The sequence below is a fragment of the Rhodoglobus sp. G.S.23 genome (genome assembly GCF_056675935.1).
Genome location: NZ_CM155237.1, coordinates 1154244 through 1176459, shown reverse-complemented (window position 1 = coordinate 1176459; position 22216 = coordinate 1154244). Strand labels below are relative to the sequence as shown.

The following is a 22216-nucleotide window of genomic DNA, read 5'->3' as shown; positions in this document are numbered from 1 at the left end:
GACTATGAAATCGCCGCCAACCTATTGCGCTTAGCGAAACTTGGTGGCACGCTGAAAGCAGTAACACTCATCGCTCACCAGAGTCGCAGGCAGTGCCGCACCGGTGGGCGATGAGTCTGTGTGGGGCTTGCAGTCCCGCAAAACCCGCGATTCTGAGCCGTCTCCCCCCAAAGTGAGACTGACGGCTTGAGTGCCTCACAACTTACGATGGAACGATGCTTCGCTCAATCGACTACTCCGGGCTGATCTATCCCGTTGACGCTCACGAGGTATCGCAATTTCGGGCACAACGCCGCGACCATTTCGGGTACTCGCAGCTGGGGATGGTCGCCAAAGTTGGCCTCGTCGCTGTCGCAGCTGTCATCTTTCTCCTCGTCGCCGGTGGCCAGATTTTCGGCGTTCTTAGCGGCATAGTTCGATCAGCGTTCGTCGAAGGCGCGGTATTCGCTGCACTACCCGCCCTTCTCTTTCTCCTCATCCTTCTGATGGTGGCGACAGGGGCGATCTATGCCGGCATTCGCGCATGGCGTCGCAACGGCGGGCCATGGTTGCGCTTCTATCGCATGAACAAGTTCGCTGAAGACAATGGGCTCACATTTGCGCCCCTCGACACCGCCATTGACTATCCAGGACTCATCTTCAACAACGGCGGCACTCGCTCTATCCGCAATCGCTTTCGCAGCAATGAGGGGCGCACACTCGACTACGGCAACTACCGCTATGTGACAGGCTCGGGAAAGAATCGCCAGACACACAACTGGGGCTTCATGGCCTTAGAGCTTGACCGGGCTCTCCCCCACATGGTTTTGGATGCTCGTTCCAATAATCAATTATTTGGTGTCAGCAATCTGCCCAAGTCGTTCGCTCGCGATCAAGTGTTGAAACTCGAGGGTGACTTCAACGAACATTTCACGCTGTACTCACCGCGCCAGTATGAACGCGACGCTCTCTACGTTTTCACACCAGATTTGATGGCGTTGCTCATTGACCACGCTGCACCGTACGACGTTGAGGTCGTCGACAAGTGGCTATTGGTCTATTCGCCACAGGAGTTCGACCTTGTTGACCCAGCGCAACACCGTCGGCTGCTCGGCATCGCCGATACTGTCGGCGCCAAGACTCTGCGCCAGTCCCGAAATTATGCGGATGAACGCATCGGCGACTCGAGCGTAAATCTCGTCGCCCCTCAGGGGCAACGGCTGAAGGGCGGCGTCTCAATCGCCGCCATTACGATGGTGGCGGTAGTTGCGGTTTTCTGGATCGGGCAGTTCGTGATCCGCCTGCTTGCTTAGCAGATCACTTCCTCATTCACGGTGCCGGCTATCCAGTCGGTGGATCCTTGCGAGGCGGATTCCCGGTGCCCATGAGGGCATGGCGTGACTCGACTACGGCCCCGAGGAGCACTGCTTCGTCAGTGGTCGCACTAATCCGGTCACGCCCCGTGATGATGCGCTGACGGGCGAACGCGAGTCGCGTCGCATCCTGAATATAGGCTTGCATCGCCACTCGCTTGTTATTGCGGGCCGCCCACGCCAGCGCGTGACGTCGGCCACTCGCCGTCGCAAGCACCGCGATCTCATCGTGATTGAACCAGCCAACGCTTGCATATTCTGCAAGCCGGTCGAACGTCATTTTTTCTTCCTGCTTGCGCAGATAAAGAACAATCACGATGGCAACGACGAAGAGCGGAAACTGCACAATGGCGTAATAGCCGAAGAAGTCATTGACAAAAAACAGTGCGCCATTCCACAGGGCGTGCAACGCGATCGCCACGGTGAGCCCCACGGCGAAGATTCCCACTCCGTGAGCGGCTCGGGTCGAGCGCGATGCGAATCCCAATGCGATTCCGGTGCACGCCGTAAACATCACGTGGGCGAACGGTGACATGAGGCCCCGGACCAAGAACATCTGGAAGATTCCTGTTCCACCGCCATCAACGCTGACGAGTTGAGTGCCGAAGTACAAGATGTTCTCGGTGAACGCGAAACCGCCAGCGATCCATGCCGCATAAACCAATCCATCGATCGGTCCATCCAAGTGACGGCGTGCGACCCAAAAGATCACAAGAATCCCCAGCGCCTTACCCGCTTCTTCAACAATCGGCGCCTGAATCGCTGCAGAGAAGAACTCGTAGGCTGGCCCAGGCCCTCCGAGAGCAGCAATGACATTCTCAATCTCTGCACCGACAATCAACGCAAGCAAGACAGCGACGCCAGCACCCCAGAGAAATGCGAAAACAACGGCAAGGCGCGGTTCTGGTTCCCAGCGATCGATCCATCGCACGGTAAAGAAGACGACAGCCAGCGGAACAACCGCCAGCACACCGCCAAGCGCGAAAGCATCCGTGCCGATGGCAGAAATCACGTAGACAACAACAAAAAGTAAGACGAACGAGAGGGCGACAACGCCCACTATCCCCAAGATAAGCAGGCCGGGCCCTTGCCGCGGAGGCGGCCCACCATGCAATTGGTTCTGCTTCGCTTCGCTAGCGACCTCGGCAGGCGCCGGCAATGGCTGCTGAGCGGCAATCCCTGCGGATGCGGTGAAATCGGGAGTCGCAGAAGGTGAATCACTCGCGGTCATAAAACGACCCTAGCGTGAGACAGCCACCTCGCTGGGGACGTCTACTGTGAGGCTTGCTGCTCCCGCAAAATGCTCAATGCCCGCGTCACTCGATCACCGAGTCCTGCGACTCGCTTCTTCGAGGAACGTTCGGCTTCGATGATGAGGCCGAGAAGCTCTCCGCGGTAGACATCTTGAGTCGACCGCACGGCTGCGCGCAACGTCAGCGAAGCGCGGGCAGCGGAAACAGCAAACTGGAGGCTCAGAAGAAAGATCACCACTGCTACTGCCAGTGGCCACGATCGCGAGGAGTCGTTGGCCACGTCAACAATCGCCGCGATGATGGCCGCTAGTGAAGCAACTGGCGCGATCAACCAGTGCGGCGTTCGCAGAATCAGTCGCACGGTTGCTAGAGGTGTTGCTGCGTCCGGCATCCGACGATCTTTGGATGCTGCATCGATGGCAGCGACTCGCGCACGAAATTCGTCAACCTGATCTTGATGCATGCGCACACCGGCAAGCTCGATGAGCTCATCACGCATGAGTCGATAGCTATCGGCAGGAGGGCGAACCACCACGACAGCGATGATCGCAATGAGCGCCACAATTAACACCACGGTGCTGAGCGCGACGATGACCCCAGCGGGGGTCTGTGTTGGATTCGCGAAGAACAAGCGTGTGCTCCAGTCAATCCCTACTGCCGTAATGACAAGGGCCAGCGCGGCAACAGGCACGATCCACGCAACAGGGTGCAACCGCACTCTCGTTCGAACACCGCGCGCTAGTCGAAGGTGGTCGAAGCGTGCCGTCGCGTAGTCAGCGATTTGAGCTGAGAATGCTACGAGCCAGACGGCCGCAAGAATGGTGAGTACTGTCCATGAAGATTCCACGGTGCGACTGTAGTCGCTTCGGCCAGCTTCGGGTCAGCGCGCCGGGCAGTACTCGGTCAAGTCGCCGCAAGCGTGATGTCTGATTTCCGCTGGTCAGTAGCCTAACGAGGTGGCACCCTTGAGTTATGTCCGCCTCCATGCTCAGCTTCGATGAACAATATCGAGCACTGTGCTCGCGGGATGCGCGGTTCGATGGGCAGTTCATCGCCGGCGTGCACTCCACAGGAATCTATTGCCGCCCAAGTTGTCCTGCTGTCGCACCACAACCGCGGAATGTGCGGTTCTATCGGACCGCGGCTGCTGCTCACGAAGCTGGTCTCCGCGCGTGCAAACGGTGTCAGCCCGACGCAGTACCAGGTTCTCCCGACTGGAACCTCAGCGACGACCTGGCCTCACGCGCGATGCGCCTCATCGGCGACGGTGTCGTCGAACGAGAAGGCGTGTCTGGACTTTCCTCCCGTTTGGGATACACCAGCCGCCACCTCACCAGAGTGCTCTCAGCAGAACTCGGTGCTGGACCTTTGGCACTCGCCAGAGCACACCGGGCACAGGCCGCACGAACGCTCCTGAGCGCTACGGATTTGAGCATTTCCGACGTCGCCTTTGCCGCAGGGTTTTCCAGCATCCGCCAATTTAACGACACAATCCAGGCGGTGTACGAAACCACCCCGAGTCAGCTGCGTACGCTAGCCAGGCGCGGCAGCTCCGCTCATCCGCACCTTGCAGAAGAACGACCGTCGACGCTAACTCTTCGACTGCCAACTCGTGCACCCTTCGACGGAGCCGGGCTCATGACTTTCTTCGCAAATCATGCAGTCGAGGGCATAGAGCTAGCCACTGAATCCAGCCTTGAGCGCGCGGTGCGCTTGCCGGGCGGAGTGGCAACAGTTCGCCTCGAACTGATAGACAACGGCCTCGTGTGCACTGCCCAGCTAGCCAGAATTTCGGATGTCGCACCGCTGGTCGCTCGAGTGCGTCGCCTCTTCGACCTCGACGCAGACTCGCACGCAATCGATCGCATCCTTTCCATCGATCCGGCACTTGCGCCCTCAGTCGCGCGGGTTCCCGGAATGCGCCTCCCCGGCAGTGTCGATACCGAAGAGACACTATTTCGCACTCTAATTGGGCAACAAATTTCGGTTGCGGCCGCGCGAACAGTGCACGCCCGCATCGCTCGCGAACTGGGCAGTGATGGCCTGTTTCCCACCTCTGAGCGGTTGGCGGCGTCTGGTAGCGAGGTACTGCGTGGCCCACGCACTCGCATTACGAGCATTCTCGCTGTCGCCGAAGCGCTTGCTTCCGGCGATCTCAATCTCGACGTTTCGACCCCTGTCGACGAATTCACAGCAAGGCTAAAGGCGATGCCGGGGATCGGCCCGTGGACCGCCGGGTACATGGCGATGCGGGTGCTCGGAAATCCCGACATCATGCTGAGCAGCGACCTCGTTGTGCGCCAAGGGGCTAGGGAACTGGGGCTTCCGGCCGCTGCTCCGGCTCTCACCCAGTATTCCGCCGCGTGGGCGCCCTGGCGTAGCTACGCCTGTATGCACTTGTGGCGATCACGCCCCGCCCAGGTAGAGCGAAAGGCGACCTCACCGTAGGCTAGACGCATGAACGCCAGACTCGTGAAACTCGCACTCGGTATTGCCATCGGCTATGTTCTCGGCGCGCGCGCCGGCCGCGAACGTTACGACCAGATGAAAGGCAAGGCAACCGAACTCTGGGAGAGCCCGCGAGTCAGCAAGGCACGCACAAGCGTCGAAGACTATGCACGCACTCAGGCACCAATCTTGCGCGACAAGGCTGAGGCCGTCGCAAAGGCTACCCCGGGATTCGTGACCAGCACGGCTAAAGAGGTCGCTGAAACCGCGCGCGAGGTTGCCGAGTCCGCGAAGGGCACGGCAAAGGAACTTGCCGAGACTGCCAAAGAGACCGCGAAGGATCTCGCTGATTCTGCCAAGGGCTCGGCAAAAGAACTCGCTGGCCGAGCTTCAACAACGGCACGGGATGCGGTCGGTCGAGTGACCCACACTGCGAGCGATGTGCGAGACAACGCCACTCACACTGCCGCCGAACTTCGAGAGCGAGGCGAAAGCGTTATCGATCGTGCTTTTGCGACAGCGGGCAAGGCGCGCGACGAAGCTCTGGCGCCCCTCGATGACGAAGACGATGACGACTCTGAGTACGACGCCCCGACCTCGAAGAAGCCCTAGCGCGCTACGACTCGTGCCCCTCAATCCGGCACACACTGGTTAACTCAGAAGACGCCTAGCCCCTCGCAGCGCGAGAGGCTAGGCGTCTTCTGTGTTGGGGCTGGCTATTCTTCTTCAGCTAGCCAGGGAAGGGTGATTGCGGAGGTCATAGGCGAAACCCCACTCAGTCGCTCAGGAGTGAGCACTCGGGCGACGTCTTCTTCTTTCATGAGCCCGGCAGAGACCACAAGTTGTGCAATGGATGCGTTCGTCGTCAGCGCTGTATGCGCGAGGGTCGCCGCTGCTGCGTAGCCAATGTAGGGAGTAAGAGCGGTAACAACTCCTACGCTCGATTCGACCTGTGCCGCGAGACGTTCCTCGTTGGCCGTGATTCCATCGATGCAGTTCTCGCGAAGAGTACGGCAAGCGTTAGTCATCCAGGCCAGCGACTGAAGCAGCGAGTGGGCAATGACGGGCTCAAAAGCGTTGAGCTGCAATTGCCCTGCTTCGGCCGCGGCGGTGACTGTGGCATCCGCCCCGATTACGCTGAATGCGACCTGATTGACGACCTCGGGGATAACCGGATTCACCTTGCCAGGCATGATCGAGGAACCTGCCTGCTTTGCCGGGAGGTTGATCTCACCGAAACCGGCTTGCGGGCCGCTGGAAAGCAATCGAAGGTCGTTGCAGATTTTCGAAAGCTTCACGGCCGAACGCTTGAGAATTCCACTCAGCGACATAAAGATTCCCACATCGCTCGTAGCTTCGATGAGGTCGAACGCGGTCTTCATCTCGATGCCGGTGGCATCCGTCAGGTGGCGTCGTACCGCTTCGGCGTACCGAGAATCGGCGGTAATTCCTGTGCCGATGGCAGTGGCGCCCATATTGATTTCGCTCATGAAGGGCAGAACGTCGGTGAGTCTGGCGTGATCTTCTTCGAGCGTATGCGAAAAGCCAGTGAACTCTTGGCCAAGGGTCATGGGCACCGCGTCTTGCATTTGAGTGCGACCGATTTTGAGAATCTTGACAAACTCGCGACCCTTGACCGCGAATGACTCGGACAGCAGTGCGTGTTCGGTGAGAAGCCGATGAACACCAAAGATCATCGCTAGCTTGATCGCGGTCGGATACACATCGTTCGTGCTCTGGCTGCGGTTGACATCATCGATGGGGTGCAGGAAGGAGTACTCGCCCTTCTGGTGCCCCAAGATTTCGAGGGCGCGGTTGGCAATCACCTCGTTGGCGTTCATGTTGGTAGACGTGCCAGCACCGCCCTGAATCACCCCGACACAGAACTCTGCCTGAAGTGCGCCATCGAGAATCTCTTGGCACGCGGTATCGATAGCGTGCGCTTTCTTCGATTCCAGAACACCGAGTTCGGCGTTGGCACGAGCCGCCGCCTGCTTGATGTGAGCCAAAGCGCGAACGAGGTCAGGATAGACAGAGATCGCACGCCGAGTTATCGGAAAGTTCTGCATTGCTCGGAGAGTGTGGACCCCCCAATAGGCATCTGCCGGAATCTCTAGCGAGCCGAGCGAATCGGATTCGATGCGGGTAGTGGTGTTGTGCGAAGAGGCATTGCTCAACTGTTGGTTCTCATCTCCGTTGACGGTTGGCACGACAAAACCTGCGTGTCACTCATGCAACCATTCTACGCTTCGGCCACGCGTGAGCCGACGGAGACCGGTGACGAGAACGTCAGTTCTTAACGGTGAGCTAATTCTTGATGGCGTCCCGCAGCAGCGCGGAAAGCGCCTGAAGTTGGATATTCGACTCCGCAATGACTTCGTCATCTGAACCGTCAAGTGCCCGTGCAGCCAATCCAGCCTTACTGTCTATGAGCTCTGCGATTCGCGCATCAATCGTGTGCGCTGCGATGATGCGCCAGGCTGTCACCGGAAGCTCTTGGCCGATTCGGTGCACGCGGTCGATCGCCTGCGTTTGCTCGGCGTTCGTCCAACTAAGTTCGGCGAGAACAACGTTGGATGCTGCCTGAAGGTTCAATCCAACGCCAGCGGCGGTAAGCGATGCAACCACTACGGAAACGTCGGGGTCATCGGCGAACGAGTCGATGGCGTTTTGGCGAGCCTTGGCGCTCTGGTCACCGCGAATCGACACCGACTTAAGTCCGACCTTGGCAAAGTGTGCCTCGGCGGTGTCCATCACATCGATGTGCTTGGCGAAAAACACAACCTTGCCGACTGAGCGAGCCAATTGCGCTGTGTAATCGGCGGCGAGCGTAGCCTTTGCCTGCCCAATTCGACGCACCATCGTAAAGACGTTCTCTCCCGTGGTTGCACTCTTTGACTCTTCGAGCTCGGCGTGAGCGACGACCCGAATCAAGTCTTCGACAGCGACATCGGGCTTGAGGTTGCGCACTCGAGTGAAGCGATCAAGGAGTCGCGCGGTGAGCGCTTGCTCTGCCGCCCGAATCGAGCGACCGAGATCATCGTCGAGTTCAACGGGAATATCGGCGATGCGTCGCGCCGGAATGTCAGCCGCGACATCCACTTTCTTTCGACGAACGATACCCATATCGATAACCGCACGTCTCGCTTCGGAGAAGAAACCGGGGTCAGCGGGGGTGAGATCTGATTCTTCGAGCTTTGCCATGAGTGGCGCGAGTGGTTTCGTCGCATCGATCCAGCCCAGGAACTGCCAGATTGCTCGGAAGTCTTCAATCGAGTTGATGAGCGGTGTTCCGGTTAGCGCCATCAAGAGCGCCTTCGGGTACGTCGCACGGATGCTGTGAGACAGGCTAAGTACATGCTTGGAACGTTCAGATTTGAGGTTCTTAATGAAGTGGGCTTCATCGACGACCATGCCTTTGAAGCCAAATCGTCCGAGCCAACCGACGTGGCGGTCGAGAACCTCATAGTTGACGATGACGACGTCGCTGAAGGCATCGACAGAATCGCCATCACCGTGAACAACAGTCGCGGTGCGACCAGGAGTCCACAGTTCCACTTCGCGTTCCCAGTTGGTCTTGACGACGTTAGGGACAACAACGAGCAATGGGTACGAGTGAGAAGCCTCCGCCGCCATCAGCGCTTGAGCCGTCTTGCCGAGTCCTGGCTCATCGGCGAGGAGGAACGTGCGGTGGCCCTGCTTGACGCGCTCGACGAAACGAGCTTGGTGCCGCATGAGATCGAGATTTCCCCGCGTGCGAAGCGATTCAGCTTCCGGCAGTTCCATTGACGCAGCACCACCGCCAGATCCGTGTTCGAAAGCCCGGAACAGAGGGTCAATGAGTTCCCAGTTTGCGAGGCGGTTTCCGTGCTCTGGCTTTGCAGCCACTGCACTGAAATCGGGAGCCAAGAAGGGGTTTGCCATTTGCATTTGACGAACGGATGCTGGCACAACTTGCTTATCGACCTGCTTGTCTACAGGCTTCGGCTCGGCGGAAATGATCAACTCTTCAGGGCTCAGCTCAACGCCAGCAGCCAACAAAAGGTCACGGCGCAGAGCTTTCGCTGCTGGCGTGATTGGGGCGGCCTCCCCGAGCATCGAAAGCAGGCTAGTGTCTCGCGCTGCGGTCTTAGCCAAGATGCCGGCGAGGCCATCAAGGCGCTTCTGCTCATTAGCTCGTTCAGACTCAGTCAGCGTTGCATCAACCTTGACTCTGGCGCGCTCTTCACGCAGGAGCAGCGCGGCGACTTGGAAGCGTGCACGGTTAGCAGGCTTAAGCGGGCCCTTTTGCACGGCAGTCTCGACTTCACGAGCGGCGCGAGCGAGCACGGGGATTACTCCGGTGTCGTCACCGGGGCGAGCGCGTCGACGTTGAGCGCCGGCTTGTCGCTGACCAGAGTTTTTGGGTCGCTTGTTGCGCTGCGAGGGATCGGTCTTTGACGAGTTGGTCAACTATTCTCCTGGCGCTAGGCAAATGCTCAGTCACACGGATCGACGGCTCGAAGACGTTGCCACGAATGGGACCTCATGCTGAGTGACAACATCCGCTCGAGTGAGCCAGACCCAACTGCGGTGCGATTGGTGGTCTCAAGGGATGCGTTACTAGTGTACGCAGAAAAACGGGATCATGTGCTACTCGAGCGAATTAACCTCGACTTTGGGTATCGGTGACGCGAACGGCGACGCCAATAACGATGAACACAAGCGCTGCGGTGTAGTGCAATCCCGCGAACAACTGAGTGTCGGCGACGACAATTGGAAACACGGGATTCCATAAAATCGCAATCGGCACGAGTGCGATCGCCCACCACCATTGGTGAGCCTGAACCACGAGCACCACGCAAATCAACGCAAGAATGCTGACAACGTAGCGAACCACTGTGAAAATCTCGGTGTCGATGATGCCCGCCCCAACGAGGAGCACGAGCACAGCGAGGATTGCTGCCGGGAGGACCACTCGGCGTGGCCTGTTGGGGTACGTAGCACTCATTAGAGCAAATATACCCGCGGCTGACTCTGCAGAGCGCTACACGCCGCCACCGCCACCACCGCCGCCACCACCGCCGGAAGAACCGCCGCCGCCGGAACCTCCACTCGAACTGCTCGACGCGCTGCCAGAGTACGAACTTGCGATCGAATCAGACATTGACGAAATACTTGAGGCAAACAGTGCACCGTTGAACGCGCCAGAACCGCTATACCAATCGGGTGAGCGTTCAGAGTAGTACCGACTCAGCTCCCCAGACCACTGCTTTTCGAGCCCGAAAAGCACTGCGTAGGGCAGGAGCTTCTCGTAGATCTTGAGCACGTCGTTGTTACCGGTCGATGTACTTTTCTCGCGCAAGGCACCTTCAGGGCTTTGCAGCATCCTCAACCGGTCCGCTTCTGCCAGCCGGATGTACAGCTCAAGTCCCTCAAGATGGTCTCTAGCTTCGGCGCCGCGCGCGGTGACGGGCGTGCGAAAGAGCAACACCAGAGTCGCTACCCCCGCGATAATCGAACCCGCAATGATCACGAATGGGACTCCGGATCCAAAGGCACCATCGATCAGCAGGACTCCGAAGAATATGACTGCGGCTATCGCGACCGCCGACACCGCAATCGGTAGGTAGCTACTCGCCGACACTGTGCGACGGAAACCGGCAGCAACGAGTCCGGAATTCTCTCGCTCCACAATTTTGTAGAGCTTCTGGCTGAGCTTCTGATCGGCCTTCGCGAGACTTCGCACCGCGCCGTGCTGCAATGACTTCCCGAAAAGCGCGCGCAATATCTCTAGTTCAGCGCCACGCACCCCCGTTGGGTCAACCAACTCAAGGAGATACTCGGTGCGCGACGAGAAGAACCCACTCGATTCCGCTTCACGAACCCGAAGCTTGCCTCGGACGGCAAACTCGAGGATTTGCGCGGCGATCGCTTTATTGCGCTTGCCAAGAAGAAGGGCTGCCGTGACGAGTGGCACGTCGCTGGGAGGCGAATATTCGGCGATGATGGTGGGCCGCCCTGCAGCGTCGGCAAGTTTTGTTCGCCGCGTACGGAACGCCCAGATGAGGCCTGCAAGAGCGCCGAGAGCACCCAACGGTTGCAGATAGCCCGAGGTTGAGGCGAAATAGGAGCTGTCTCGAGCCACAAAGGTTCCCGGTTCGAATCCCATTGCGACGGTGAGGTTCTGACCTGCGCTTAAGAGATCGTGGGAGGCAACAAAATCGTTCGCGTCAACCGAGACGATCTCGCATACCTCTGTCGATCCTTCGTAGCCCCAATAGCAGCGAGGCGGCGAAATGAGTGCATCTGCGAGCCCTTCGCCCAAGTGGATGGTTGCTGTGACTGAGCCAAACGGTTGTTGCCAACCCGTGCCGTTCGTGTCCCAGTACCATTCGTCAGCCTCAGTGTTGGAAAAGTATCGAGTGACGTCAGTTTGGTCATAACTGAAGACGTACGTTTGGGCTCCGCTGACAAACGTGTTTGCGGCACTCGTGATCAGAGTGAATCCCTCGTCATGCTCCACGTCGAATGGTCGAGGTTTGCCGGTCTCGTCTGTCACCGAAATATTGGCTAGGTTTACCGGCACACCCTGGTAGTAATCAGGGATCGCTCGCCGCATCCCCCGGTTCTGGTCTGCCGGAAATACCGCAACAAAAGTTTCGACCGTGGAAAGCGTCGAATGACCTTCGCTATCGCGATCAAGAAAGAACTCGGCGTCATAACTATCGAATACGAAATCGTCGAGACCGGCGCTCACGATGCTTGTAGGGGGATCTGTGAGAGCGTGCGCGTTCGGCGTAGTCGCTGCCGTGGGTGCTGCGGTCGCCATCGTCGGCGGCAGAATCATCCCGATTGCCCACAGGAGGGCTCCGGCAAGCACCAGATATCGGCGTGCTCGATGACCATTGGCCGCCAGCTCCAGTCGAGTCACAGTCTTCCTTCCTCACGCATTACGACCCCCGGGTGGGGGCAATCACCGCCCAGCTCTCGATAGAGTCGACGTATGAAGAGTGCCTTGGCTGTCGAACACCTGCAACAGCTCGTACAAATCCCTACAGTTTCCCGCGAGGATGTGGACGCAACTGAGTGGGCAGAATTTACCCGCTTCGCTTCAGCGCTGCGCAAACTCTATCCACTGTGCCACAGCCGTCTCGAACGTGAGACAGTGCTTGACTACTCCCTTATTTTTCGCTGGCGCGGACGTGCATCGACAGAACCGTCAGTGCTCTTGGCCCACTACGACGTTGTTGCCGCTCCCCCTGAAGGATGGAAGCGGCCGCCGTTTGCCGCTGAACTCAGCGGCAAAGGCGAAGAACAATTTATCTGGGGGCGCGGAACGCTCGACAACAAGGGCTCGGTCGTCGCCATCCTCGAAGCCGTCGAGTCTCAACTCGAAGCTGGCCTAGTGCCGTCTCAAGATATCTACCTGTGCTTTGGCCACGACGAAGAAACACACGGCACTGGGGCTTCAGCGATTGTGGATCTGCTCGAACAACGCGGAGTGAAACCCGTCTTGGTGCTCGACGAAGGCGGCGCGATTGTTGACGACGTCTTCGATCAGGTCACAGCCCCCATGGCAGTTGTTGGAGTCGCCGAGAAGGGTACGGCTGCCTTGCGTTTGACTGTCGACCAGTCAGGCGGACACGCCTCAACGCCACCACGCACTCCCGCCGCTGTTCGACTCGCTCAAGCGATAATTCGTCTCAATGCTCGTCCCTTTCCCACCCATTTGACTTCGACAGGCTCAGACTTGCTTCGCACTCTCGGCGAGCATGCCGGGGGCTTCAGCGGCTTCTTGCTGCGCAATGTGTCGTGGACACGGGGGCTCCTCGTGCCCATTCTGGTGCGCAAGAGCGACGAGCTAGCCGCAATGTTGCGCACAACTCAGGCCGTAACAATCCTCGAAGGCGGCCACGCCGTCAACGCGCTGCCGGAGCGGGTCAGCGCCATCATCAACGTACGAATCGCTGTCAACTCCACCCTCGAAGCGACTCTCAAACATGTGACAAGGGCAGTAAACGACAAGCGGGTCAGAATCACGGTCGAGTCCCCCGGTGAGCCGTCTCCCGTCTCGCCGACTACGGGGTTGGCTTGGGAATTGCTTCGCTCGACAATTGAGAAAAGCTTCCCGGGAACGATCGTGACGCCCTATGTGCAGAACGGTGCAACAGACAGTCGCCACTTCACACGCATTAGCCGCGGAGTCTATCGATTTACCCCGTTTGCGATGGCACGCGAGGTTCGCGATACACTTCACGCCCGAAACGAGCGGATGCTCGTGAGCAGCTACCTCGCCGGCATCGACTTTTATCGAGCCCTCATCGCCTCGCTTTAGCCTGCAACTCGCACTCCCCTAGCGAATGGCAGATCCTCGGGGTCGGTGAACTCGCGAGCGATCCACTGTCCCAACTCTGCCGGTCTGTCGGTGACGATTCCGTCAACGCCCAACGAGACCGCATCCGACCACGTCTCAGAATCGTTAAGGGTGTAGATGAGTATTCCGAGGCCAGCATCATGCACCCGCTGCACTAATTCAGGATCAGCCGTAATCGCTTTTTTGCTTGTGACGAGAGCAACTGCGCCCGCTGCTGCGGCCAGCGCTCCTGGGTCACCGACAATGTCGCGCACAATAAGCATGCCTGGCAGCTCGGGGTTGACGCGCTGCAGTGCTCGCAGTGTCATGATGTCGAAGCTTCCGATGATGACATGATCGCTGACACCATGACGCGCGATGAGGTCAGAAATCAGGGAAACCTGTTCATCAGTCCACGATCCTTTGAGTTCGAGGATGGCGTTCTTTGTAGACCAGCGAAGCAAATTGAGAAACTCTTCCAGCGTGGGAACTGACGCCCCCGCAAAGGCTTCACCAAACCACGAGCCAGCATCAAGCTTGGCAAGCTCTTCATAGCTGTAACCCCAGACGGGGCCAGTGCCGTTTGTTGTGCGATCGACTGTCCAATCGTGCATCAGTACCGGAACGCCGTCGGCAGTGAGTTGCACGTCAGTCTCGACGTAGTCTGCTGCGCTGTTGAGCGCGTGACCGAGCGCCTCGAGGGTGTTCTCTGGCGCAATCATTTTGTCGCCGCGGTGCCCGGCGATGAACGCGGCCTCTCCTGGCGCACGAAGGGATGAGAAAGCACCGGCGGCATGAACGCGGCCGACGTTAGCATTCAGCACGAGAGCGAGAGTAATTGCGGAAACGAGGGCGACGGCGAGGGTCACTCTTCGCGCTCGTTGGTCTCGATAGTGAGGTGCCGGGTTCTGCGATGTCGCCATTGACTCGCCATCCTTTGTCGGGTTGCCGTACGTTCACGGTGACCCCACTATAGCGAGTCTGTTATCAATCCGTTACCTAATGCGCAGATTCTTTTGCGCGTGTCTCGATGGCCGCACGTCGCGGAATCGACGGCACAGCTCCATTGCTCTCGACCGAAATGGATGCCGCCGCCACAGCAAATCGTAATGCTGCATCCGCCTCCATTCCTTCAACGAGGCCCGCCGCGAAAGCACCACAGAACGTATCCCCAGCGCCCGTGGCATCAACTGAAGTCACACGATGTGCCGGGACAACAATCTGATCAAATCCAGTGCGGTGCAAGGAAGCACCCTTCGAACCGAGAGTCACAATCACTGTTGGCACCAGCGAGAGAAGGCGCTCCCCCAGGCCGTCGAGTTCAGGGTCCAAACCGTTATCACGTGCCAGCTCGGCAGCTTCATGCTCATTCACAATTAGTACATCAAGAACGTCAAGCAGCTCTTGAGGAAGCGTCTGAATGGGTGCAGCGTTCAGAATGACCAGAGTGTCAGCCGCCTGAGCGATTTTTGCCGCCTCGACGACTGTGGCTAGCGGAATTTCCAACTGCATCACGAGAGCCGACGCCGCCGTGATCGCTGCCGCATCCGCACTGCTGAGAGCCACAATATCGCCGTTAGCTCCCGGCTCAACGATGATCGTGTTCTCGCCCGTTCCGTCAACAGCAATCAGTGCTGTGCCGGTTGGCTTGGGCGAGGTGCGTAATTGGGCTATATCAATCAAATCGTCGCCCATTCCCGCGCGCACCATCTCGCCGAACGTGTCTGCGCCGACGGCACCCACGAAGGTGGTTTGTGCTCCGGCGCGAGCTGCAGCAACGGCCTGGTTTTGCCCTTTGCCGCCAAGCGCAGTGCTCAGACCGTGCGAAAGTACGGTTTCTCCCGGCGAAGGGATGCGCTCAACGCGAAAAACCTGATCAATATTTGCACTGCCGACAACGACGATTCCAGACATTAGTCAAATGTATCGCAGTCGGGTCATTAGCCAAGCGTGGTCAGTCAGCGGTGTTCGATTCTGCTGCAGCAACGATCCGATTTACCATGCCGCTGAAAATCACACCATGGAAGGGAAGAATCGCTGCCCAATAGAGGCGGCCGCCCAAACCGCTAGGAAAAAACACTGCGCGCTGGCGGTACAGCGATCCGGTAGCGCCATCCGGTTTAACGGTCAATTCGAGCCAGGCTCGACCCGGCAGTTTCATTTCGGCCCGCAGCCGAAGACTGTGACCATGGTCGATGCTTTCAACCCGCCAAAAGTCGAGCGCGTCTCCAGTATTGAGAGTACTCGGATGACGACGTCCGCGCCGCAAACCAACTCCGCCAACCAGCTTGTCTACCCAGCCCCGCAACGCCCACGCAAGAGGGAACGAATACCATCCGTTCTCACCCCCAATTCCTTCAACTACAGCCCAGAGTGCTGCTGGCGATGCCGGAGTGCTTCGCTCTCGCAGATCGGTGTAGACAGTGTGGCCCGTCCATTCTGGATCACTCGGGATCGGGTCGCTCGGAGCCCCAGCGACGGTGGCGTCTTGCCAACTGGTCGCGACTTCCCCGTCGCGCATCTTCACTAGAGCTAAACGCACCGAGGCCCGGTAACCCGTAAGCCCGCCCGGTGGCTTGGGGATGAAGTCAGAGACAGATTCATCGCGCACAATGCAATCAAACTGAAGAGACTCGATGATCGGCACCGCGAGCAACCGGGGAATGGGAGTCACCAGGTTTACCCACTGCGACGCGAGCCACGGCGTTAGCACCGGCAACGAGGCGATGGGGCGCTGGTGCAGGCCAGCTTCGAGAGCATAGCCGTTCATCATTTGGCCGTAGCGGAGCACATCTGGGCCGCCGATATCGAAGCTACGGTTGAGATCTTTATCCAATTCGAGTGCCGCAACTAGGTAGTAGAGCACGTCTCGTACGGCGATCGGCTGGATGAAGTTGCGCACCCACTTCGGCGCTGGCATGTAGGGCAACACCTCGGTGAGGTGACGGATCATCTCAAACGACGCCGAGCCTGAACCAATCACGACACCAGCGTTGAATGCGATCGTGGGCACGCCGGAGTCCATCAGGATCCGACCCACCTCAGCGCGACTGCGCAAATGACGACTCAGCTCGCTAATGTCGCCTTCAGGGTGAAGTCCGCCGAGGTAGACAATTCTCGATACTCCGGCGCTTTTCGCTGCCACCGCCACGTTATTGGCGGAGAGCTTCTCGGTCGCTTCAAAATCGCCCTTAGCCCCCATGGCGTGCACGAGATAGTAGAGCGCGTCGATATCGGCGACAGCAGTGGTCAGTGTCTCGGCATCGGTGAGATCACCGATTACGGTCTCCACGTCGTCCCGCCACGGAACGTCACGCAGCTTGCGAGGGTTGCGCACAAGCACGCGCACGGAGTGCCCAGCATCTATCAACCGAGGAACGAGTCGGCCACCCAAATATCCTGTTGCTCCAGTTACAAGAACGCGCATGTCAGAACTCTAAACAGCGCAACTGAGAACCAGCGCACAGAGGCTGAACGCTCGCGGCCAGAATGTCAGCTTCGAGCTCGTCTTCGCCACACCACAAACCAGACGCCGGCGCTAAGCAAGAGAATTCCGGCGAAAACAGACCACGCGATCCAGGTCTGATCTGGTCTGTCGCCGTACACGCTCGCCTGCAATTCTTCGCGCGACATGGTCGACGGCGATCTCGAATCAGCGTCTTCGCCCGCATCGGCGGATGCCGTTGGCGACGGTGAGATCTCGGCATCCTCAGCGGCTTGAGCGGCAGCTCTCTCAGCGGAGCTCGGAGCGTCTTCCTTCGGAGCTTCGGCTACAGGAGCAGGTTCTGTTTCAACGGCAGGCGCCGGGGCTGGCGCCGGGGCCGGGGCGACCGCGGCCGCCGGCGCTGCTGGTCCGGTGTGCCCAGCGTAGTTCGCAAAGACTTGCACACCCCACGTTGTTCCGCCGCTCTCGTAAAACGCGATGCCAACGTCGGTGAACGACCCCAGAATGTTTGCCTTATGACCTGGGGACCCCATCCAGCCATCGTGCATCGATTGAGCGGTGCGGTAGCCCTGAGCAACATTTTCCCCAGCCTTGTTCCAGCCACTAGGGATTTGGCTCGAATAATGGGGATTGTGTGACATCGAGTTATTCGCGGCCATGTTTTTTGCCCAATCGAGAGCAACAGCATCCATCGCTGAACTACGAATCAGACCAGCCTGACCCACATTCCACCGTGCTTGATTCACCAAACTGTGAATGGTGTCGGCGGGAGCAGCGCTGGCCGCCGCCGCGTTGGCAACCGGGATCACGACGACAGCGATCAGTAGCGCGAAGAGCGCGGCACCGATACGCGAGAAAGTGCGGCGTGAAAAGACCATTACCCAGCAAGTATCCGCAGATAATCGTCTAGATCAAGCTTCACGCCGCACTTCTCGGCTAAATCAGAGACTTCGTGTGCCACACCGTCTTGGTCTCAGTCCACTGCACAACACGCTCAATTGACGGCGCCGGAACACCGATAACCGGTCCGGATACGCGCTTGAGAGTATCTGCTGCGGCGATTTGAAGGTCAACCCACTCGAGCTGTTCTGCTCCGGCGAGGTCGAGACCATTGACATCCGCGTGGCTCGCAAGCCACGGCGCGATCTCGGCCGGTGACCCCGTGAGGATATTGACGACGCCACCGGGAACGTCGCTCGTCGCGAGAACCTCAGAGAGGCTGATCGCGCTGAGCGGGGCGTTCTGGTGAGCAACCACGACAACCGTGTTTCCGCTGACGAGAGCCGGAGCAATGACACTCACGAGGCCCAACAACGACGACGAATCCTGCGGAGCCACAATGGCGATAACGCCACTCGGCTCAGGCGTTGAGAGGTTGAAGTACGGCCCTGAAACGGGGTTACCGTTGCCAGCGACCTGCACGTACTTATCGGCCCAGCCGGCATACCAAACCCAGGCGTCAATCGCCGTGTCGAGCTGCGCCGTCGCTGCCGACTTCGACAGCGACTCCGTTGCCATGAGCTCGTCGATGAACTGCTCGCGACGACCCTCCAACAGTTCGGCGATGCGATACAGCACCTGGCCGCGGTTGTAGCCCGTGGCCCCCGACCAGCCGCTGAATGCTGCGCGGGCGGCGACTACGGCATCCCGAGCGTCCTTGCGGCTTGCCAGGGCAGCGTTCGCGAGGAAGGCGCCCTTCTTGGTTGCTACCTCGTAGGTGCGACCGCTTTCGCTGCGCGGAAACTTGCCACCGATGTAGAGCTTGTAGGTCTTAGGAACCGTGAGACGGGTCATTTCTTGCCACCTTTCGTGACGGCGGGCGCGGCCCATCCAGCGGATTCTAGGTAAGCGGCGAGTCCGTGACGGCCACCCTCGCGGCCGTAGCCACTCTCCTTGTAGCCACCGAACGGCGACGCAGGATCGAAACGGTTGAAGGTGTTGGCCCAGATGACACCGGCGCGCAGCTTGTCAGCCACAGCGAGGATGCGCGAGCCCTTGTCGCTCCAGATGCCCGCAGACAGCCCATAGGGCGTGTTGTTGGCCTTGGCGATGGCCTCGGCCGGCGTGCGGAACGTCAAGACACTCAGAACGGGCCCGAAGACCTCTTCGCGAGCGATGCGGCTCGAGGTCGACACGTTCGTGAAGATCGTCGGGGCGAACCAGAAACCGTTCTCAGGGATCGCGCAGTCGGCAGTCCAACGCTCGCCGCCTTCAGCTTCCCCGATGTCGCTGAGTTCGCGGATGCGGTCGAGCTGACCCTTGGAGTTGATTGCACCGATATCGGTGTTCTTATCAAGCGGGTCGCCCATTCGGAGGGTCGACAATCGCGCCTTGAGGCGGTCGACGACGTCATCGTGAATGTTCTCCTGAACCAGTAGGCGCGAACCTGCACAGCAGACGTGGCCCTGGTTGAAGAAGATGCCGTTGACGATTCCCTCGATGGCCTGGTCGATTGGCGCATCATCGAACACGATGTTTGCTGCCTTGCCACCGAGTTCGAGAGTGACTTTTTTGCCCGTTCCGGCAACCGATTTGGCGATCGCACGGCCAACGCCTGTTGACCCGGTGAAGGCGACCTTGTTGACGTCCGGGTGATTGACGAGCGCCTGGCCCGTGTCGCCGGCACCGGTGATGATGTTGACGACACCTTTCGGCAGGTCAGCCTGCTGCAAGATTTCAGCAAAGATCATTGCGCTCAACGGAGTAGTTTCGGCCGGTTTGATCACGACGGTGTTTCCCGCCGCAAGCGCCGGAGCGATCTTCCACGCGAGCATGAGCAGCGGGAAGTTCCACGGGATCACCTGAGCGGCAACACCGAGCGACTGCGGGTTCGGTCCGAGACCGGCGTAGTCGAGCTTGTCAGCCCAACCGGCGTAGTAGAAGAACCAGGCAGCAACGAGAGGCACGTCAACGTCGCGGCTCTCCTTGATCGGCTTTCCGTTGTCGAGGCTCTCGGCAACAGCAAGCTCACGAGCTCGCTCCTGCACGAGGCGCGCAATACGGAAGAGGTACTTGCCGCGGTCTGCGCCCGACAGCTTCGACCACGTGCGGTCGTAGGCCTTGCGGGCTGCAGCGACTGCGACATCCACATCAGCGCTGTTGGCGTTGGAGATCGAGGCGATCTCCTTTTCGGTTGCCGGTGAGATCGTGCTGAACGCGTCTCCGCGGCCATCCACAAATTCACCATCGATGAAGAGACCGTAGTGCTTCTTCAAGTGCAGAACCGAAGTGGACTCTGGAGCTGGCGCGTAGTCGAGAAAGCTTGGTGCTTTCACGCTTAATGCTTTGTCATTCTCAGTCATGGTGTGCCTTAGTCAATCGTGACGTAGTCGGGGCCTGAGTAGTGGCCGGTAGTGAGCTTCTGACGTTGCATGAGCACGTCATTGAGAAGACTGGATGCTCCGAAACGGAACAGGTGCGGCTGCAACCATTCCTCGCCGACAGTCTCAGCGACTGTGACGAGGTATTTGATCGCGTCTTTAGAACTGCGGATGCCGCCTGCTGGCTTCACCCCGATCTTTTCGCCGGTGAGCAAGTGCCAGTCGCGCACAACCTCGAGCATGAGGAGGGTGACGGGCAGGGTTGCGGCGGGCGAAACCTTTCCGGTGGAGGTCTTGATGAAGTCTCCCCCGGCCAGAATTGCGAGCCAGGATGCACGGCGCACATTGTCGTAGGTGTTGAGTTCGCCGGTCTCCAAGATCACCTTGAGGTGAGCGTAGGTGCCGTTCTCGCGGCGGCACGCTTCTTTGACAGCGACGATCTGGTCGAAGACAACACCGTACTTGCCCGAGAGGAAAGCGCCACGGTCGATAACCATGTCGATTTCGTCTGCGCCGTTAGCTACGGCTTCCTTGGTGTCCATGATCTTGATCGGCAACGATGAGCGTCCGCTCGGGAACGCGGTCGCGACGGCGGCAACGTTGATTCCGTTGTCTGAACCGTTTGACCAGGATGACCCGAGGGCTTCAGCCGCGTACGGGACCATGTCGCCATAGACGCAGACGGCAGCGACCTGAGGGGTCGACGCATCCGAAGCATCCGGCAGTACAGCCTTGGCCGCGAGCGAGCGAACCTTGCCAGGGGTGTCTGCGCCCTCAAGAGTGGTGAGGTCGATGAGTTTGATGATGGTGTCGAGAGCCCATGCCTTCGACGTGGTCTTGATGGAACGCGTTCCCAGACCCGCTGCGCGCTGCTCAAGCCCAACAGCGTCAACGCCCGAGAGTCCTTCAAGGTGAAGCTTGAGAGATTTCTCGGTCAGATCTGCTCCGATGAGATTGACCGCGCGCTCAGCAGGTGCGAGCGCGATGGCCGATTCGATTGTCATGTGGTTTCCTCCAGAAGGGCGTGCGCTGTGGCCTCATCGGTGACGATGACGGAACACAGCCCACTCGTAACGACGGCGCGCGCGACGTCATGTTTAGCGTCGCCAGCGACGACAAAAATTGCGTGATCTGCTGCACGAAGCTCATCAAGACCGATACCGACAGTGCGCTCGTCTAGAGCAGAGTCAACGATCTTGCCAGCGCTGTTGATGTAACGACCAACCACGTCGCCGACGGCTCCCTTAGAGACGAGGTCATCGACATCGTTCTCGGTCAGGTAACCACTATCGACGTGGACCGAACTAGCACCAGCAACACCGGCACTATACAAATAGGCGGATGCCGAAGCACCCAATGCGCGAACGCTAGCCACAGCACGGTCGCGTTCTATCGCACGCTTCGTCTCGACCTGCTCCAGAATCGCGGGGATCGGCAGCAGCGTCGCTTGACCGTGCCCCTTCTGGGCGATGGTGACAGCAGTTTGGGCTGCGGTTCCCTGCTTACTGTTGAGACTCACACCGCCGTTGATCTGCACGACCTGCACGCCAACGGTCCAGCCGGGAGCAAGTAAACGAGCGACCTCGTCGAGCGTGCGACCCCAGCTGACGCCCAGAGTGCGCGGAACGGGGCGAACAGCGGCCAAGTAGTCGGCAGCCGCTTGAGCCACGCGAGGGTTGACCTCCTCGTCGTCCGCGGGCAGCGGAACCACGACCGCATCTTTCAGACCGAAGCGGTCTCGCAACTGCCGTTCGACATCCAGCCGCCGAGCGCGGGGGTGAATGATCTCGATGCGCACGATTCCTGCTTCGCGGGCACGAGTGAGCAGTCGGCCCACTTTCCAGCGGGTAATCCCGAGAAGAGCTCCGACTTCGTCTTGAGTCTTGTTCTCTTCGTAATAGAGCTCGGCAACACGCACGGCCAAGAGCTCGGTTGATTCGTCCACTGCTGCCTCCTCCCTCAACGATAGAGTTCCTCGACGCCCGCTGCAACATATGCAGTTGCATCTGCTCAGATGAGCATTGAATACCACTGGGCGATGCGCACAAGCGCAGCCAACACCC

18 protein-coding genes are annotated in these 22216 nt (G+C 59.1%); 4 read left to right on the top strand and 14 right to left on the bottom strand.

Features of this window, described 5'->3' with window-relative positions; translation table 11 throughout:
* Positions 1-215: 215 nt before the first annotated feature.
* Complete coding sequence (locus tag AC1ENN_RS05575) at positions 216-1292, top strand: hypothetical protein (RefSeq protein WP_449648930.1); 1077 nt, start codon at positions 216-218, stop codon at positions 1290-1292.
* Positions 1293-1320: 28 nt separating this feature from the next.
* Here AC1ENN_RS05575 and AC1ENN_RS05570 read toward each other — a convergent pair whose 3' ends face one another.
* Positions 1321-2583, bottom strand: coding sequence for a PrsW family intramembrane metalloprotease (locus tag AC1ENN_RS05570; RefSeq protein WP_480406835.1), 1263 nt, complete (start codon positions 2581-2583; stop codon positions 1321-1323).
* A 41-nt stretch (positions 2584-2624) separates the two neighbouring features.
* Positions 2625-3452 carry a hypothetical protein gene (locus AC1ENN_RS05565; RefSeq protein WP_449648928.1) on the bottom strand — a complete coding sequence of 276 codons (828 nt, stop codon included), beginning with the start codon at positions 3450-3452 and terminating at the stop codon, positions 2625-2627.
* Positions 3453-3577: 125 nt separating this feature from the next.
* On the opposite strand from AC1ENN_RS05565, the gene AC1ENN_RS05560 reads away from it, so the two are divergent.
* On the top strand, positions 3578-5053 hold the full coding sequence (locus AC1ENN_RS05560; RefSeq protein WP_480406834.1) for an AlkA N-terminal domain-containing protein: 1476 nt from the start codon (positions 3578-3580) through the stop codon (positions 5051-5053).
* 9 nt (positions 5054-5062) lie between these two features.
* The gene (locus tag AC1ENN_RS05555) at positions 5063-5665 is read left to right on the top strand and encodes a protoporphyrinogen oxidase (RefSeq protein ID WP_480406833.1); all 603 of its coding nucleotides are present in this window, start codon (positions 5063-5065) and stop codon (positions 5663-5665) included.
* A 104-nt stretch (positions 5666-5769) separates the two neighbouring features.
* On the opposite strand, the gene AC1ENN_RS05550 is transcribed toward AC1ENN_RS05555, so the two are convergent.
* The 4 genes from AC1ENN_RS05550 to AC1ENN_RS05535 all read right to left on the bottom strand — a co-directional run bounded on the left by AC1ENN_RS05550 (position 5770) and on the right by AC1ENN_RS05535 (position 11966).
* The gene (locus AC1ENN_RS05550; RefSeq protein WP_480406832.1) at positions 5770-7263 is read right to left on the bottom strand and encodes an aspartate ammonia-lyase; all 1494 of its coding nucleotides are present in this window, start codon (positions 7261-7263) and stop codon (positions 5770-5772) included.
* A gap of 97 nt (positions 7264-7360) precedes the next feature.
* Positions 7361-9505 (bottom strand): DEAD/DEAH box helicase, encoded by a 2145-nt coding sequence (locus AC1ENN_RS05545; RefSeq protein ID WP_449648924.1) that lies wholly within the window; start codon positions 9503-9505, stop codon positions 7361-7363.
* Between the two features lie 193 nt (positions 9506-9698).
* Positions 9699-10043 (bottom strand): DUF6804 family protein, encoded by a 345-nt coding sequence (locus AC1ENN_RS05540; RefSeq protein ID WP_449648923.1) that lies wholly within the window; start codon positions 10041-10043, stop codon positions 9699-9701.
* 36 nt (positions 10044-10079) lie between these two features.
* On the bottom strand, positions 10080-11966 hold the full coding sequence (locus tag AC1ENN_RS05535) for a DUF2207 domain-containing protein (protein ID WP_480406831.1): 1887 nt from the start codon (positions 11964-11966) through the stop codon (positions 10080-10082).
* 72 nt (positions 11967-12038) lie between these two features.
* Between AC1ENN_RS05535 and AC1ENN_RS05530 the strand changes: the two genes are divergently transcribed.
* Positions 12039-13370 carry a M20/M25/M40 family metallo-hydrolase gene (locus AC1ENN_RS05530; RefSeq protein WP_480406830.1) on the top strand — a complete coding sequence of 444 codons (1332 nt, stop codon included), beginning with the start codon at positions 12039-12041 and terminating at the stop codon, positions 13368-13370.
* Here AC1ENN_RS05530 and AC1ENN_RS05525 read toward each other — a convergent pair.
* The 8 genes from AC1ENN_RS05525 to AC1ENN_RS05490 form a co-directional block, all read right to left on the bottom strand.
* Entirely contained in the window at positions 13367-14311 is a 945-nt protein-coding gene (locus AC1ENN_RS05525) for a glycerophosphodiester phosphodiesterase (RefSeq protein WP_480406829.1), read from the bottom strand. The genes AC1ENN_RS05530 and AC1ENN_RS05525 overlap by 4 nt on opposite strands.
* A gap of 76 nt (positions 14312-14387) precedes the next feature.
* Positions 14388-15302 (bottom strand): ribokinase, encoded by a 915-nt coding sequence (locus tag AC1ENN_RS05520; protein WP_480406828.1) that lies wholly within the window; start codon positions 15300-15302, stop codon positions 14388-14390.
* A 40-nt stretch (positions 15303-15342) separates the two neighbouring features.
* Positions 15343-16815, bottom strand: a complete 1473-nt coding sequence (locus tag AC1ENN_RS05515) for an SDR family oxidoreductase (protein WP_480406827.1) — start codon at positions 16813-16815, stop codon at positions 15343-15345.
* Between the two features lie 65 nt (positions 16816-16880).
* Positions 16881-17711 carry a CAP domain-containing protein gene (locus tag AC1ENN_RS05510; protein WP_480406826.1) on the bottom strand — a complete coding sequence of 277 codons (831 nt, stop codon included), beginning with the start codon at positions 17709-17711 and terminating at the stop codon, positions 16881-16883.
* Between the two features lie 58 nt (positions 17712-17769).
* On the bottom strand, positions 17770-18627 hold the full coding sequence (locus AC1ENN_RS05505; protein ID WP_480406825.1) for an aldehyde dehydrogenase family protein: 858 nt from the start codon (positions 18625-18627) through the stop codon (positions 17770-17772).
* Entirely contained in the window at positions 18624-20135 is a 1512-nt protein-coding gene (locus tag AC1ENN_RS05500; RefSeq protein ID WP_449648915.1) for an aldehyde dehydrogenase family protein, read from the bottom strand. The genes AC1ENN_RS05505 and AC1ENN_RS05500 overlap by 4 nt, the downstream gene beginning before the upstream one ends.
* 8 nt (positions 20136-20143) lie before the next feature.
* Positions 20144-21157 carry a deoxyribose-phosphate aldolase gene (deoC, locus tag AC1ENN_RS05495; RefSeq protein WP_449648914.1) on the bottom strand — a complete coding sequence of 338 codons (1014 nt, stop codon included), beginning with the start codon at positions 21155-21157 and terminating at the stop codon, positions 20144-20146.
* Positions 21154-22098 (bottom strand): sugar-binding transcriptional regulator, encoded by a 945-nt coding sequence (locus tag AC1ENN_RS05490; RefSeq protein ID WP_449648913.1) that lies wholly within the window; start codon positions 22096-22098, stop codon positions 21154-21156. The genes deoC and AC1ENN_RS05490 overlap by 4 nt, the downstream gene beginning before the upstream one ends.
* Between the last annotated feature and the right edge of the window lie 118 nt (positions 22099-22216).

What these genes read in the sequence shown, in the direction of transcription:
- AC1ENN_RS05575 (WP_449648930.1), top strand. Translation starts at nt 216, where the DNA reads ATGCTTCGCTCAATCGACTACTCCGGGCTGATCTATCCCGTTGACGCT.
- AC1ENN_RS05570 (WP_480406835.1), bottom strand. Translation starts at nt 2,583, where the DNA reads ATGACCGCGAGTGATTCACCTTCTGCGACTCCCGATTTCACCGCATCC.
- AC1ENN_RS05560 (WP_480406834.1), top strand. Translation starts at nt 3,578, where the DNA reads ATGTCCGCCTCCATGCTCAGCTTCGATGAACAATATCGAGCACTGTGC.
- AC1ENN_RS05555 (WP_480406833.1), top strand. Translation starts at nt 5,063, where the DNA reads ATGAACGCCAGACTCGTGAAACTCGCACTCGGTATTGCCATCGGCTAT.
- AC1ENN_RS05540 (WP_449648923.1), bottom strand. Translation starts at nt 10,043, where the DNA reads ATGAGTGCTACGTACCCCAACAGGCCACGCCGAGTGGTCCTCCCGGCA.
- AC1ENN_RS05530 (WP_480406830.1), top strand. Translation starts at nt 12,039, where the DNA reads ATGAAGAGTGCCTTGGCTGTCGAACACCTGCAACAGCTCGTACAAATC.
- AC1ENN_RS05525 (WP_480406829.1), bottom strand. Translation starts at nt 14,311, where the DNA reads ATGGCGACATCGCAGAACCCGGCACCTCACTATCGAGACCAACGAGCG.
- AC1ENN_RS05520 (WP_480406828.1), bottom strand. Translation starts at nt 15,302, where the DNA reads ATGTCTGGAATCGTCGTTGTCGGCAGTGCAAATATTGATCAGGTTTTT.
- AC1ENN_RS05515 (WP_480406827.1), bottom strand. Translation starts at nt 16,815, where the DNA reads ATGCGCGTTCTTGTAACTGGAGCAACAGGATATTTGGGTGGCCGACTC.
- AC1ENN_RS05510 (WP_480406826.1), bottom strand. Translation starts at nt 17,711, where the DNA reads ATGGTCTTTTCACGCCGCACTTTCTCGCGTATCGGTGCCGCGCTCTTC.
- AC1ENN_RS05505 (WP_480406825.1), bottom strand. Translation starts at nt 18,627, where the DNA reads ATGACCCGTCTCACGGTTCCTAAGACCTACAAGCTCTACATCGGTGGC.
- AC1ENN_RS05500 (WP_449648915.1), bottom strand. Translation starts at nt 20,135, where the DNA reads ATGACTGAGAATGACAAAGCATTAAGCGTGAAAGCACCAAGCTTTCTC.
- deoC (WP_449648914.1), bottom strand. Translation starts at nt 21,157, where the DNA reads ATGACAATCGAATCGGCCATCGCGCTCGCACCTGCTGAGCGCGCGGTC.